This is a genomic window from Streptomyces sp. NPDC005262, assembly GCF_042872425.1.
Taxonomy (GTDB): Bacteria; Actinomycetota; Actinomycetes; order Streptomycetales; family Streptomycetaceae; genus Streptomyces.
Window position 1 is genome coordinate 1,022,948 of record NZ_JBIAKK010000001.1, and the last position, 13,576, is coordinate 1,036,523.

The window sequence follows — 13,576 nt, forward strand, 5'->3', positions numbered from 1 at the left end:
CATGACCGCATGACCGTGCGCTCACCGCTCTGAGCGCACACCACACAGGGCGTCGCCCGGCAACCCACTGCCGGCCGACGCCCTGTGGGCGTCCGGCCACAGCCACGTTCCCCGGGACCGTCGTCCCCACCCGGCCCTCGACACCGAAGAACTCGTCCGCCTCGCACCACCGCGGACCTCCCCGGCGGCCCCTCGCCCGGCGGGCATGATGGGGCCGCATGACCGATGTGACGCCTGATCCGCACTCCGCCCAGCAGGCCTTCCGGGACCTCCTGCACGCCCAGCGCGTATGGGACGTCGAGCTGCCCTCGTTCGATCCCGCCGCCGCGCCCCGCACCCCGCTCCCTCTCTTCCACGCCTGGTTCGCCGAGGCGGTGGCCGCCGGACAGGCCGAGCCGCACACCATGACGCTGGCCACCGTCGACGCCGAGGGCCACCCGGACCTGCGGACGCTGATGCTGCACGACGCTGACGACCGTGGCTGGCACTTCGCCACGCACGCCACCAGCGCGAAAGGCCGCCAGATCGCCGCGCACCCGCACGCGGCGCTCGGCTTCTACTGGCCCGCCCAGGGACGGCAGGTGCGGGTACGAGGTCCGGTCACCGCCTGCACCCCCGCCGAGAGCCGGGCCGACCTGCATGTCCGCTCGACCGGGGCGCTGGCATCGGCGCTGGTGGGACGGCAGAGCGAGGTGCTCGGCTCGTACGAGGAGCTGCACCGCGCGTCGGACGCAGCCTGGGAGCGGGCACAGGCGGAACCGGCGGCGGACGTGGCGAGCTGGACGCGGTACGTGGTCGAGCCGCGCGAGGTCGAGTTCTTCCAGGGTGACGCGAGGCGGCGCCACATCCGGCTGCGCTACCGCCGGACCGGCGGGGTGTGGGAGCACGAGCTGCTCTGGCCGTGACCGACCCCCGGCCCGCCCCGCTCACTCGTTCCATCCGGTTCCATTGCGTTTATCGGGTTCCAACGGAAAAGGGGCACTATGGGAGACAGGTGAGTCGCTGGAGGCATTCCATGACACGGACCCGTTCCCGCTACGCCCCCGACCACGGTCTGACCACGCGCATGGTCACCACCATGTTCCTGATCGGACTGCTGTACGTGATCCTGGTGGGCGTGCTCCTCGCGGTGCTGCGGGGTGCCTGGCCGATCATCCTGATCTTCACCGGCGGTCTGTTCATCGCCCAGTTCTGGTTCAGCGACCGCATCGCCGCATTCAGCATGGGTGCCCGCGAGGTCACCCCGGAGGAAGCACCCGAGCTGCACGGCACCATCGACCGGATCTGTGCCCTGGCGGACATGCCGAAACCCCGGGTGGCCATCGCGCGGACGGACGTACCGAACGCCTTCGCCACCGGCCGCGGCGAGAAGACCGCACTCGTCTGCGCCACCACCGGGCTCCTGCGCAGACTCGAACCCGAGGAGCTGGAAGGCGTCCTCGCGCACGAGATGTCGCACGTCGCCCACCGGGACGTCGCCGTCATGACGATCGCCTCGTTCCTCGGCGTCCTGGCCGGCATCGTCACCCGCGTCGCCCTCTGGGGCGGCTTCTCCCGCAACCGCAGCAGCGACCCCGTCGGCATCGCGATCATGCTGATCCCGCTGATCAGCGCCGTCGTGTACTGCCTGAGCTTCCTGCTCACCCGGCTGCTCTCGCGCTACCGCGAACTCTCCGCCGACCGCGCCGCCGCCCTCCTCACCGGCCGCCCCTCCGCGCTCGCCTCGGCGCTCACCAAGGTCAGCGGTCAGATGGCCAGGATCCCGACGGAGGACCTGCGGAAGGCGGAGCCGTACAACGCCTTCTACTTCGTCCCCGCGTTCTCCTCGAAGGAGAGCCTCAGCCGGCTGCTCTCCTCCCACCCGACACTCGAACAGCGCCTCGACCAGCTGGCCCGCATCTCCGCCGAACTCGCCCGCCCGTAAGGAACCAGGGAGTCCGCAGTGGGTCTTCTCGACACCATCCTCGGCCGCAGCAAACCGGTCCGCCCCGACCTCGACCAGCTCTTCGCCGTACCCTCCGCCGCCCTAACCCTCCAGGCGGGCGCCGGCTTCACCCCCACCGGTCGCGGCTCGGTCTGCTTCGCGGGAGTGGAGGGCGGCACCTTCGCCCGCATCCGGCAGGACGTACAGGAACTGCTCGACGCGGACACGGACCGGGGCGGCATCCCGGTGGAGTTCAGCCAGGACACGTACGGCTACACCTGGCTGCTCTCCCGCCGCTCACCCGACGATGTGGCCGCCCTGGTCAACGACCTGCACGCGGTCAACACCCTGCTCCAGGACGGCGGCTTCGGCCCCCAGTTGCTCTGCTCACTGATCGGCTTCCGGGATGCCGAGGGGCGAGCTCTGGCGCTGGTCTACCTGTACAAGCGCGGCACGTTCTATCCGTTCGCCCCGGTGCCGGGCGGGATCGAAAAGCGCGACAACCAGTTGGAGTTGCAGATCAGGGCGACACTCGGGGACGACCTGCGGGTCGAGAAGGATCTCTCCCGGTGGTTCCCGGTCTGGGGGGCGCCCGGACTGTGAGCCAGGCGCCGGGCCGTTCCGTATCATCAGGTTCATGACTGCTGAGCGCCCGAACTCCGTCAGTCGGCTGCGTGCTTCCGACGCCGACCGTGAGGCGGTGGTGGACCAGTTGAGGGAGGCCGCGGCCGAGGGCCGTATCGACCTCGACGAGCTGGACACCCGGCTGGGCCAGGCGCTGGTCGCCAAGACCTACGCCGAGCTGGCACCCCTCACCGCCGATCTGGGGCCCGCGCCGCAGGACGCGGGGAAGCCGCTGGTCCTCAAGGGCGGCATCCACGGCGCGGTGCGCACCGGGCGCTGGAAGGTGCCCGCGCACATCGATGTGGACGGCGGCATGGGCGGCGCCAAGCTCGACTTCACCCTGACCGACTGCCGGCTGCGCGAGATCGAGCTGGAGGTCAACGGGCAGATGGGCGGGGTCAGGATCATCATCCCCACAGGCTGGACCACGGAGACCGACGAGGTCGATCCCGGCCTGGGCGGCTTCAAGGACCGGACCAGGGACGAAAGGCTCCCGGGCACCCCGCTGATCCGCGTCACCGGCACGGCCGGCATGGGCGGTGTGGTCATCCGCCACCCCAACGTCTGGGAGCGGTGGAAGCTGCGGCGCGCGCAGCGGCGCAGCAGGTCGTTCTGAGTCGTGCCGGGTGAGCAGCGGAGCCCGCGCCGTCTCACGGCCGGAAGACCGGGACCGCCTCGGCGCCCTCCTCGCGCCGGAAGGTGACACGTAGTTCCATGCCGATGGCGAGGTCGGACTCCGCGCAGTCGACGATCTCCGTCATCATGCGCGGCCCCTCGGCGAGGTCGACGACGGCCGCCGTGTACGGGACGCGGGCGCCGAACGGCGGCAGGTCGTTCCGATGGACGACGGACCAGGTGTAGAGCGTGGCGCGGCCGCTCGCCCGCTCCCAGGTGACGTTCTCGCTCCAGCAGCGCGGGCAGAACTCACGGGGGTAGTGGTGGACCTTGCCGCAGGCGTGGCAGCGGCGCAACAGCAGCTGTCCCTCGGCGGCCGCGTCCCAGTAGGGCCGGGTGAAGTCGTCCGGTTCGGGCAGGTCGAAGCGGGGGGCGGCCTTGGTCATCCGAAAAGGCCGATCGCGTGGTCGAGGGACCAGACCTGCCAGGACATGGCGAAGAGTGCGACGAGGGAGATCAGCGCCATCATCGTGTTCTGCCCCTGCTCGGCCCAGTCGTGGATCATCAGCACCAGGTAGAGGAGGTTGAGGACCAGCCCGCCGAGGAGCGCGACAGGTGTCAGGAAACCGCTGACCAAGCCGAGACCCAGGGCGAGTTCGGCGTGGACGACGAGGTGGGCCATGAGCTTGGGGCGGGGTGCGACGACCCGCTGGAAGCCGGTCCGTACCGCCGCCCATCGGTGCTTGCCCGCGACGTCCGCCGCCCAGGCGATGCCCGTACCGCGCTCGAACCAGCCCTTCTTGTCCTTGTGCCGCCAGCTCTCCAGCCACCACAGGCCGAGCCCTATCCGGAGGACGGCGAGCCACTCGGCTCCGCCGAGCCAGATCGTCTGCATCGGGGCCCCTCCCACTCACCGAATCTGACGGTACGTCAGTTCACCTGATCCGGCAGCGCTGCGCAAGAGGTGCGCAGAACGCGGGTCGGACTCACACACTCGTGATCAATTCGCAATCGATTCCGGTCTTGACCGAGACCCATCAAGTAATCGGGCGATTACGCTCCGATCCATGCCCAACAGCACCTCCACCTCCGGCAGTAGTCCCATGCCCGCGCCCGCCCCCGCGCCAACCGACATCACGGAACACCGGCCCGTCTACGTCGTCGGCGGCGGCCCCGGCGGTCTCGCCGCCGCGGCAGCCCTGCGCGAGCAAGGGGTACGGGCCGTCGTGCTGGAGAAGTCCGGCAGCGTCGGCGCGTCCTGGCGCGGCCATTACGACCGGCTGCACCTGCACACCACCCGGCGCTGGTCCGCGCTGCCGGGGCTCGCGATGCCCCGCCGGTTCGGTCGCTGGGTGTCCCGCGACCACGTGGTGCGCTATCTGGAGAAGTACGTCGAACACCACGAGCTGGAGGTGGTGACGGGCGTCGAGGTGACCCGTATCGACCGGGAGGCCGACGGCACCGGGTGGCAGCTGACCGCGACCGGCGGCCGGGTGCTGACCGGGCGGGCCGTCGTCGTGGCCACCGGCTTCAACCACACCCCGCGGATCCCGGACTGGGCCGGCCGCGACTCCTTCGCCGGCGAGCTGGTGCACGCACGCGACTACCGCAACCCCGCCCCGTACGCGGGCAAGGACGTCCTCGTCGTCGGGATCGGCAACACCGGCGCGGAGATCGCCGTGGACCTGGTGGAGGGCGGTGCTTCCCGGGTACGGATCGCGGTACGCACCGTTCCGCACATCGTGCGCCGCTCGACGGCGGGATGGCCCGCACAGGCGACCGGCATCCTGGTCCGCAGACTGCCGGTGCGGCTGGTCGACCGGGCCGGCCGGCTGATGGCCAGGGCCGCCGTGCCCGACCTGGCCGCACAGGGCCTGCCGCGCCCGGACACGGGGCTCTACTCACGGGTCAAGGACGGCGCCATCCCGGTCCAGGACGTGGGGCTGATCGACGCGGTGCGGCGCGGCCGCGTGGTGCCGGTGGCGACGGTGGACTCGTTCGACGAGGACGCGGTCGTGCTGGCCGACGGGACCCGGATCACCCCGGACGCGGTGATCGCGGCGACCGGCTACCGGCGGGCCCTGGAACCGCTGGTCGGACACCTCGACGTGCTGGACGCACGCGGCCGGCCGGTGGTGCACGGCGGCCGCACGCCGAAGCACGCGCCCGGGCTCTACTTCACGGGGTTCACCAATCCGATCAGCGGCATGTTCCGCGAAATGGCCCTGGACGCACGGAAGATCGCCAGGAAACTGGCGAAGGACTCCGGCCGCCCCCGCCCCTGAACCGGATTGTTCCCGGCCCTCCGTCACATCTTTGCGTCGCGCTCCGTCATCGCTCCGAAGGACGAAAACGAACGGGTGTCACCACAGGCCCCGAAGATCCGGAGGAGCAGCATCATGGAAGCACGGATGAAGAACCCGGCCGCCCTCATCCCCGAGGCCATGCCCGCCATCCAGGAACTCCTGAAGGCCACCCGCAATCGCGGTGTGCCGGACTCGACACTGGAACTCGTCCACCTGCGGGCCAGCCAGATCAACGGCTGCAGTTACTGCGTCGACTACGGGGTCCGCAGCGCGAGGAAGGCGGGCGTGGCCGACGAGCAGCTGTTCACCGTGGCGGCCTGGCGCGAGGCGCCGTACTTCTCCGACGAGGAGCGTGCGGCGCTGGCGCTCGCCGAAGCGGCGACGCGGCTGAGCGACCGGGGCGACGCGGTGCCGGACGGGATCTGGGACGCGGCGGCCGATCACTACGACGAGCAGGGGCTGGCGGCGCTGACTCTGATGATCGGCATCACCAACCTGTTCAACCGCGTCAACGTCACGACCAGGCAGCCGGCGGGCCCGCCGACCTGGTAGCCGGTGCACGAAGAAGGGCAACCGTCGAGCCTTTGCCCTCCTACCCATTCCTGACGGGGCGTCAGTTCAGTAACCTGACATGGCGTCAGCTAATTGGACACGGGCGCCCCGACGCCCGGCCGGACCTCTAGCAGGAGTGGGCGGAACGATGCTTGGATCGACTCACGGCACCCTCACCACACACTTCCGCGCCCGGGTGGTGGCCTGCGGCGAGGAGCCGCACGCCGCCGTCCACAGCATGACGGCCGCCGCCGCGGAAGGCGATCTCGACGTCAGCGGCCGCCCGCTGCACGCGACCGTGCCCGACCTGGACCGGTTCTTCCGGCCCGAGTCCGTCGCCGTCATCGGGGCGTCCGACACCGAGGGCCGGCCCCGTACCGGCATCACCCGGCAGCTCGTCGCCTGGGCCGAGCGCGTCGGGGCACGCCTGCACCCTGTCCATCCCACCCGGGAGTCCGTCTTCGGCCGCCCCTGCGCTCCTTCCGTCGCGGACCTGCCGGAGCAGGTCGATCTGGCGGTGCTGCTGGTCGGCGACCCGCTCCCGGTGATCGAGGAACTCGGGCAGGCCAAGGTGAAGTTCGCGGTCGCCTTCGCCTCCGGGTTCGCCGAGACCGGCGAAGAGGGCGCCGCCGCCCAGGCACGGCTGGCGGCCGCGGTGGAGCGGTCGGGGGTGCGGCTGCTCGGGCCGAACACCAACCTCAACGCGTTCGAGGCGTTCCGGGACGACCTCGACGGGCCGGCGATCGCCCTGATCACCCAGTCCGGCCACCAGGGCCGCCCCGTCTACACCCTCCAGGAGCTGGGCGTACGGCTGTCGCACTGGGCACCCACGGGCAACGAGGCGGACCTGGAGACGGCCGACTTCATCTCGTACTTCTCGCAGCGCCCCGAGGTCGGGTCCATCGCCTGCTACGTGGAAGGGCTCAAGGACGGGCGTTCCTTTCTGCTCGCCGCCGACCGGGCGGCACGGGCCGGGGTCCCGGTCGTGGCGGTCAAGGTGGGGCGTACGGAGACGGGGGCCAGGACGGCCGCGTCCCATACCGGCAAGCTGACCGGCGCCGACCAGGTGGTGGACGCGGCGATGCGGCAGTTCGGCGTGATCCGGGTGGACGGCCTGGACGAACTCCAGGACACCGCGGCCCTGTTGGCCCGGGCGCGGAAACCGCAGGCCGACGGCGTCGTCGTGTATTCGATCTCGGGCGGCACGGGCGCGCACTTCTCGGACCTCGCAACGGGCGCGGGGCTTGAGCTCCCCACCTTGTCCGAGGAGAAGCAGCGCGAGCTGCACGAGTGGATTCCCGGCTATCTGAGCGTGGCGAACCCGGTCGACAACGGCGGGCATCCGGTAGGCGACTGGCGCGGCCGGAAGATCATCGACGCGATCCTCGCCGACCCGGACGTCGGCGTGCTGATCTGCCCGATCACCGGCCCGTTCCCCCCGATGAGCGACAGGCTCGCGCAGGACCTGGTGGACGCGGCGGAGACCACGGACAAGCTGGTGTGCGTGGTGTGGGGATCGCCGGTCGGTACGGAGGACGCGTACCGTACGACGCTTCTCGGCTCGTCGCGCGTCGCCACCTTCCGCACGTTCGGCAACTGCATCACCGCGGTGAAGGCCTATCTGGACCATCACCGGTTCGCCACCTCGTACCGCTCACCCTTCGACGAGGCGCCGCGCACGCCGTCGCCCTCGTTCCGCAAGGCACAGGCCCTGATGCGTCCGGGCCACCAGCTGAGCGAGCACGCGGCGAAGCAGCTCCTGCGGGCCTACGGCATCCGCGTCCCCCGTGAACAGCTGGTCACCAGTGCGGCGGCGGCCGTCCGGGCTGCGGGTCCGGTCGGCTACCCGGTCGTCATGAAGGCGTCCGGCGCGCGGCTGGCCCACAAGACGGAGCTCGGCCTGGTGAAGGTCGGACTCACCTCCGCCAGTCAGGTCCGCGACGCGTACCGCGAACTGACCGACATCGCCCGCTACGAGGGCATCGAGCTGGACGGCGTCCTGGTCTGCCAGATGATCGAGCGGGGCGTCGAAATGATGATCGGCGTCACCCACGACGCCCTGTTCGGGCCGACGGTGACGGTCGGGCTCGGCGGCGTCCTCGTGGAGGTACTGCACGATGCGGCGGTGCGGGTGCCGCCGTTCGGCGAGGACCAGGCGCGGGCGATGCTCGGCGAACTGCGCGGCCGGGCCCTGCTGGAAGGCGTACGGGGCGGGCCGCCGGTGGATGTCGACGCGCTCGTCGAGGTCGTGCTGCGCGTCCAGCGGATGGCACTGGAACTGGGCGACGACCTCGCCGAGCTGGACATCAACCCACTGATGGTGCTGGGGCGCGGGCAGGGCGCCGTGGCCCTGGACGCCCTCGCCGTCTGCCGCTGACCACCCACGCCACCTGCCGAGGAGCCGCCTCATGCCGTCCTCCCCCGAAGGCACCCCCGGGTCCGCCGGCCCGCTCGACCCATCGGTGCTCCACGCCACCGACAACGGCGTCTCATGGATCACTCTCAACCGCCCCGAAGCGATGAACGCCGTCACCTGGGACCAGCGGGAACGCCTCATCGCCCTCCTCGCCGGGGCCTCCGCCGACCCGGCGGTCCGGGCCGTCGTCCTGACCGCCACCGGACGCGGTTTCTGCGCGGGCGCCGACCTGCGCGGCGCCCCGTCCACGGGCGACCGGATTCCCGGCGATGTGGCCCGCACCATCCGGCTCGGCGCGCAGCGCCTGATCGCGGCGGTCCTGGACTGTGAGAAGCCGGTGATCGCGGCCGTCAACGGCACGGCGGCCGGTATCGGCGCACACCTGGCGTTCGCCTGCGACCTGGTGCTGGCCGCCGACTCGGCGAAGTTCATCGAGGTGTTCGTACGCCGCGGCCTCGTACCGGACGGCGGCGGCGCGTACCTCCTGCCCCGTCTGATCGGACCGCAGCGTGCCAAGGAGCTGATGTTCTTCGGCGACGCGCTCCCCGCGGCCGAGGCGGAACGCCTGGGTCTGGTCAACCGGGTGGTTCCGGGAGAGGAGTTGGCGGCGACGGCCCGCGCATGGTCGCAACGCCTGGCGGACGGCCCGACCCGCGCCCTCGCCCTCACCAAGCAGCTGGTCAACGCCTCCCTGGACGCCGACCGTGCGACGGCGTTCGCCGCCGAGGCGATGGCTCAGGAGATCAACATGACCACGCAGGACGCGGGCGAGGGCGTGGCGAGCTTCGTGGAACGCCGCGTACCGAAGTACCGGGGGCTGTGACGATCCGGGGCCCAGCCCTTCTTATCTGACGTTCCGTCAATTTAAATGGGAGATGTGATGGGACACGCAGGCATGGCCGCCACCGCCGTCCGGTACCTCAGGTCCGTCGGCGCCGCCACAACCGCCGGACCCGCGCCGGTCGATCCGCTGCCGCGCCCCGATCTTCGGGCCGTCGCCGACGACGAGCGGCTGCCCGTCGATCCGGCCGAGTTCCGGCGCGTGCTCGGTCACTTCGCGACCGGTGTCACCGTCGTCACCGCCCACGACCCGGACGATCCGGACGGCCCTGCGGGGTTCGCCTGCCAGTCGTTCGCTTCGCTCTCCCTCGACCCGCCGCTGGTCACCTTCATGGTCGCCCGCACGTCGACGACCTGGCCGCACATCGCCCGCGCCGGGGCGTTCTGCGTCAACATCCTGGGCGCGGAGCAGGGCGCGTTGTGCCGGGGGTTCGCGGTGAGCGGGGCCGACAAGTTCGCCGGGGTGACGTACCGGGCCGCTCCCGCGACCGGGTCGCCCCTGCTGGCCTCCGTACCGGCCTGGGTCGACTGCCGTATCCAGGCCGTCCACACGGGCGGCGACCATCTGATCGTGGTCGGGCGGGTGGAGGCACTGGGGGCGGCGGACGGGGCCGGTCCGCTGCTGTTCCACCGGGGGGCGTTCGGGCGCTTCAGCGGTTGAGTGGGCCTCGGTACCCGGCGCCACGCTTGGCCACGTCGCGCCACTCGACCGCGCCGACTGAGCCGGTCACCGAGCGACCACCACCGGCTCCGGGGTCTGCGCCTGCCGCCGGATCACCAGCGCCATCAGCGCCGCCGTCGCGCACAGCGCCCCCGACGCGTACCAGACCATGTCGTACGAGCCGAACACATCGCGCGCCACACCGCCCAGGAACGCCACCAGCGCCGCGCCCACCTGGTGGGAAGCGAGGACCCAGCCGAAGACGATCGCGCTGTCCTCGCCGTACTGCTCGCGGCACAGGGCCAGCGTCGGCGGGACCGTGGCCACCCAGTCCAGGCCGTAGAACACGATGAAGAAGACCATCGGCGGGTGCACCGTCGGCGCCATCAGCATCGGCAGGAAGAGCAGCGAGATGCCGCGCAGCGCGTAGTAGACGGCGAGGAGCCGGCGGGCGTCGAAGCGGTCGGTGAGCCAGCCGGAGAAGACGGTGCCGATGATGTCGAAGACCCCGATGACGGCGAGCAGCGAGGCGGCAGCCGTGATGGGCATGCCGTGGTCGTGGGCCGACGGCACGAAGTGCGTACGGATCAGGCCGTTGGTCGAGGCGCCGCAGATCGCGAACGTGCCCGCGAGCAGCCAGAACGGTCCGGTGCGGGCGGCGTCGAACAGGACGCGTACGGTACGGGCCGCCGCGCCCCGGGCGGGCACCGGCTTCTCCACGTACGCACCGCCGTAGGGGGCCAGGCCCACATCGGCCGGGTGGTCGCGCATCAGGAGCCAGACGAACGGGACGACGACGAGCGCGGCCAGCGCCACGGTCACCGAGGCCGGGCGCCAGCCGTGCTCCTCGACGATCCAGGCGCACAGCGGCAGGAAGACCAGCTGGCCGGAGGCGCCGGCCGCGGTGAGGATGCCGGTGACCAGGCCGCGCCTGGCGACGAACCAGCGGTTGGTGACCGTTGCCGAGAAGGCCAAGGCCATCGAGCCGGTGCCGAGGCCGACGAGCAGGCCCCAATAGATCATCAGCTGCCAGGAAGCCGTCATCCAGACACTGGCCAGGGCCCCCGCCGCGACCGTGGACAGAGCCACGACGACGACCCGGCGGATGCCGAACCGGTCCATCAGCGCGGCGGCGAACGGCGCGGTCAGTCCGTACAGCGCCATGTCGATCGAGACTGCCAGCCCGATCTCCCCGCGCGACCAGCCGAACTCCGTGTGCAGAGGGTCGATGAGGAGGCCGGGCAGCGAGTTGAACGCGGCGCCACCGATGATCGTCACGAATGTGACGACGGCGACGATCCAGGCACGGTGGATGCGCAGGCGGGACGGCGTGCGGTCGGCCGGGCGGGAGTCGTCCTGCGCGGGACCTGCAGCGGCGCTATCGGTTGTCTGGGTCACGTCACTCAGCATCCGGTCCCGGGGCAGGTCCCCACGAGTGGCCCGGAGGACATGGTTCGCAGGGATCGGGCCACAGAGGAAGGCGTACGATCATCCGTCGGCCGGGGCGAGCACTCACCCGGCCGAATGAGACGGACGAGCCGATCGAACCGGGGGATCTCATGCAATGGGTCGCGCGTCAGCAGTTCCATCACCGTTCCGCACTGATGCAGGCGTGGGGCGCCGGGCTGCTGCTCATCGCCACCGGGCTCTGGATCTGGCTGGCGTTCCTGCTGGTGGATCAGGCGGACGCGTACTGCTACCGCGTCACCATGGAGTGCACGGTGGTCTCGGAACTGCCCAAGCAGCTCACGGTCCTGACGGTCTGCGGACCGCTCTCCGTCCTCGGCGCCGCGCTGCTCGTCGGTGGCAGTGTGCGCAGGCAGACCAGCGCCCATGTATTCCAGGTCATCGAGATGCAGAAGTCCGAGGAGCGGGACCGCCAGAAGCGCTGACGGCCGTCGGCCCGGCCGGTCATGCGGCTGTCCGGGCACCCGCCACGCGGTGCACGACCCAGGCCGCACCCGCCCCCACCGCGTACCAGAACAGATCCGGCGCGTTGAACGTCGTGCCCAGCACCAGACGGGCAACCGTGCTGTGCCGGGAAAGTTCCCCCGGCACCCCCGTCAGCTGCAGCAGCTCCACCGCCCAGCTGAACGCCAGTGCGGCCCCGGCCGCCGTCAGTGGCCTCGCGCGGGGTGCGACCAGCACCACCAGGGCGTAGATCAGCACGGTGTAGAGCGCGTCCCCGGCGTACTTGGCCAGGTCGCCGGAGGCCGCCGCCCGGATTCCGAGCCCGGCCACGACCGTCAGCGCCACCGCCCCCGCCGCGGTTGCCCGGCTCACCCGATCCGCTCCAGGCGGCGGATCGGGCGGGCCGCCAGCAGCACCCCCACCACCAGCGCGTTGATCACCGCTCCGGCCAGCAGCACTTCCGGAGCGCCCACCGCGTCCGCGACCGGTCCCGCCAGCGCGCGGCCCGCCGCCAGCATCAGCAGGGAGCCCGCCACGTCGTAGGCGTGCAGCCGGTTCAGGGCCTCCGGCGGGACGTGCGTCTGCACCGTCGTCGACCACATCACCAGCCAGAACGCGAACACCGCACCCGCCACGAACTGCCCGACCCCCAGAGCGAACACCGGCATCTCGAGACCCAGCACCACCAGGTTCACGCACACCCCGATCAGGGCCGTCGCACCCGCCGCGAGCGGGCGTCGCGGTCTCAGCCGCAGGGCCAGCAGGCCGCCGACCACGCTGCCCGCGCCGTTCACCGCCATCATCACGCCGTACGTGCCCGAGCCGTGTGCCTCGGTGACCTCGACCGCGGTCAACGGGAGCATCGGGCCCATCACGGTGAAGCCGTACACCGTCCAGACCGCGATCACTCCCCACAGCCAGCTGCGCGCCCTGAACTCCCGCCAGCCATCGACCAGTTCGGCGACGAAAGTGCCGCGTCGCGCCTCGTCGGCCGGCATCGGGGCGAGGCGCAGCAGGAAGAGACAGACGCCGGATACGGCGAACGTCGACGCGTTCGCCGCGTACACCGCCCCGGCGCTCGCCAGCCCGACCAGCAGCCCCGCGAAGGCAGGGCCGGCCATGGTCATCAACGCCTCGGAGACCCGGAGCACCGCATTGCCGCGCTGCACGTCGAGCGCCACCCGGGGCACCGTCGACGCGACGCCCGGCTGGAAGAGCGCGGCGCCGACGCCGGCCACCGAGCTCAGCGCGTACACCGCCCACAGCGGCGGGTTGCCGGTGGCGAAGGAGACGGCCAGCACGGATGCCCCGACCAGTCGCAGCGCGTCGGCGATGATCATCATCCGGCGCGGGGTGAACCGATCCGCCAGTACGCCGCCGAAGAGCACGAAGAGCGCCAGTGGCCCCATCCAGGCGGCCAGCGCGAATCCCACGGAGGAGGGCGGCCGGCCGGCTCCGAGCAGACCCGCGGTGAGCGCCACGGGGATCATGCCGTCGCCGAAGAGTGCGGCGGTACGGGCGACGAAGAAGAGCCGGAAGTTGCGGTTCCAGAGCTCGCTCCCCGGCCGGTCCACGTCCCGCCGCGCGGCCAGGGGCGGCAGGGAAACCGTGGGGTCGAGGGAGGACGAAGGGGGTGGGGCGCTCTCGCGGATCGCGCCGGGAATGCACTCGTGCTCTGCTGACTTTTCCTTCACGTCAGTGACATGTATCAGTTTAAGGTCTATACC

Annotated in this window: 15 protein-coding genes; 10 read left to right on the plus strand and 5 right to left on the minus strand. The window is 71.3% G+C overall.

Features of this window, described 5'->3' with window-relative positions:
* Nucleotides 1-218 precede the first annotated feature (218 nt).
* From ACFYP5_RS04590 to ACFYP5_RS04605, 4 genes are all read left to right on the plus strand, one after another.
* Nucleotides 219-905, plus strand: coding sequence for a pyridoxal 5'-phosphate synthase (locus ACFYP5_RS04590; RefSeq protein WP_389030374.1), 687 nt, complete (start codon nt 219-221; stop codon nt 903-905).
* A 110-nt stretch (nt 906-1,015) separates the two neighbouring features.
* Nucleotides 1,016-1,924: a zinc metalloprotease HtpX gene (htpX, locus tag ACFYP5_RS04595; protein WP_389030377.1), complete on the plus strand. Its 909-nt coding sequence runs from the start codon at nt 1,016-1,018 to the stop codon at nt 1,922-1,924.
* 18 nt (nt 1,925-1,942) lie between these two features.
* Nucleotides 1,943-2,527: a hypothetical protein gene (locus ACFYP5_RS04600; RefSeq protein ID WP_389030380.1), complete on the plus strand. Its 585-nt coding sequence runs from the start codon at nt 1,943-1,945 to the stop codon at nt 2,525-2,527.
* Between the two features lie 34 nt (nt 2,528-2,561).
* Nucleotides 2,562-3,164, plus strand: a complete 603-nt coding sequence (locus ACFYP5_RS04605) for a DUF1707 domain-containing protein (RefSeq protein ID WP_389030383.1) — start codon at nt 2,562-2,564, stop codon at nt 3,162-3,164.
* 34 nt (nt 3,165-3,198) lie between these two features.
* On the opposite strand, the gene ACFYP5_RS04610 is transcribed toward ACFYP5_RS04605, so the two are convergent.
* Complete coding sequence (locus ACFYP5_RS04610; protein ID WP_389030386.1) at nt 3,199-3,609, minus strand: Zn-ribbon domain-containing OB-fold protein; 411 nt, start codon at nt 3,607-3,609, stop codon at nt 3,199-3,201.
* A complete protein-coding gene (locus tag ACFYP5_RS04615) occupies nt 3,606-4,058 on the minus strand; it encodes a DoxX family protein (protein WP_389030389.1) in 453 nt (150 codons plus the stop codon). The genes ACFYP5_RS04610 and ACFYP5_RS04615 overlap by 4 nt, the downstream gene beginning before the upstream one ends.
* 172 nt (nt 4,059-4,230) lie before the next feature.
* On the opposite strand from ACFYP5_RS04615, the gene ACFYP5_RS04620 reads away from it, so the two are divergent.
* The 5 genes from ACFYP5_RS04620 to ACFYP5_RS04640 all read left to right on the plus strand — a co-directional run bounded on the left by ACFYP5_RS04620 (nt 4,231) and on the right by ACFYP5_RS04640 (nt 9,938).
* Nucleotides 4,231-5,448 carry a flavin-containing monooxygenase gene (locus ACFYP5_RS04620; RefSeq protein WP_389030392.1) on the plus strand — a complete coding sequence of 406 codons (1,218 nt, stop codon included), beginning with the start codon at nt 4,231-4,233 and terminating at the stop codon, nt 5,446-5,448.
* 114 nt (nt 5,449-5,562) lie between these two features.
* Nucleotides 5,563-6,021: a carboxymuconolactone decarboxylase family protein gene (locus tag ACFYP5_RS04625; protein ID WP_389030394.1), complete on the plus strand. Its 459-nt coding sequence runs from the start codon at nt 5,563-5,565 to the stop codon at nt 6,019-6,021.
* Nucleotides 6,022-6,169: 148 nt separating this feature from the next.
* Nucleotides 6,170-8,398 carry an acetate--CoA ligase family protein gene (locus ACFYP5_RS04630; RefSeq protein ID WP_389030397.1) on the plus strand — a complete coding sequence of 743 codons (2,229 nt, stop codon included), beginning with the start codon at nt 6,170-6,172 and terminating at the stop codon, nt 8,396-8,398.
* A gap of 31 nt (nt 8,399-8,429) precedes the next feature.
* Entirely contained in the window at nt 8,430-9,260 is an 831-nt protein-coding gene (locus ACFYP5_RS04635) for an enoyl-CoA hydratase/isomerase family protein (RefSeq protein ID WP_389030400.1), read from the plus strand.
* Between the two features lie 72 nt (nt 9,261-9,332).
* A complete protein-coding gene (locus ACFYP5_RS04640) occupies nt 9,333-9,938 on the plus strand; it encodes a flavin reductase family protein (protein ID WP_389030772.1) in 606 nt (201 codons plus the stop codon).
* Between the two features lie 66 nt (nt 9,939-10,004).
* Here ACFYP5_RS04640 and ACFYP5_RS04645 read toward each other — a convergent pair whose 3' ends face one another.
* On the minus strand, nt 10,005-11,336 hold the full coding sequence (locus tag ACFYP5_RS04645) for an MFS transporter (protein ID WP_389030403.1): 1,332 nt from the start codon (nt 11,334-11,336) through the stop codon (nt 10,005-10,007).
* 161 nt (nt 11,337-11,497) lie between these two features.
* Here ACFYP5_RS04645 and ACFYP5_RS04650 point away from each other — a divergent pair, with 161 nt between their 5' ends.
* Nucleotides 11,498-11,830, plus strand: coding sequence for a hypothetical protein (locus tag ACFYP5_RS04650; protein WP_389030406.1), 333 nt, complete (start codon nt 11,498-11,500; stop codon nt 11,828-11,830).
* A gap of 19 nt (nt 11,831-11,849) precedes the next feature.
* On the opposite strand, the gene ACFYP5_RS04655 is transcribed toward ACFYP5_RS04650, so the two are convergent.
* Nucleotides 11,850-12,221: a DUF2809 domain-containing protein gene (locus tag ACFYP5_RS04655; RefSeq protein ID WP_389030409.1), complete on the minus strand. Its 372-nt coding sequence runs from the start codon at nt 12,219-12,221 to the stop codon at nt 11,850-11,852.
* On the minus strand, nt 12,218-13,543 hold the full coding sequence (locus ACFYP5_RS04660) for an MFS transporter (protein ID WP_389030412.1): 1,326 nt from the start codon (nt 13,541-13,543) through the stop codon (nt 12,218-12,220). The genes ACFYP5_RS04655 and ACFYP5_RS04660 overlap by 4 nt, the downstream gene beginning before the upstream one ends.
* Nucleotides 13,544-13,576 lie beyond the last annotated feature (33 nt).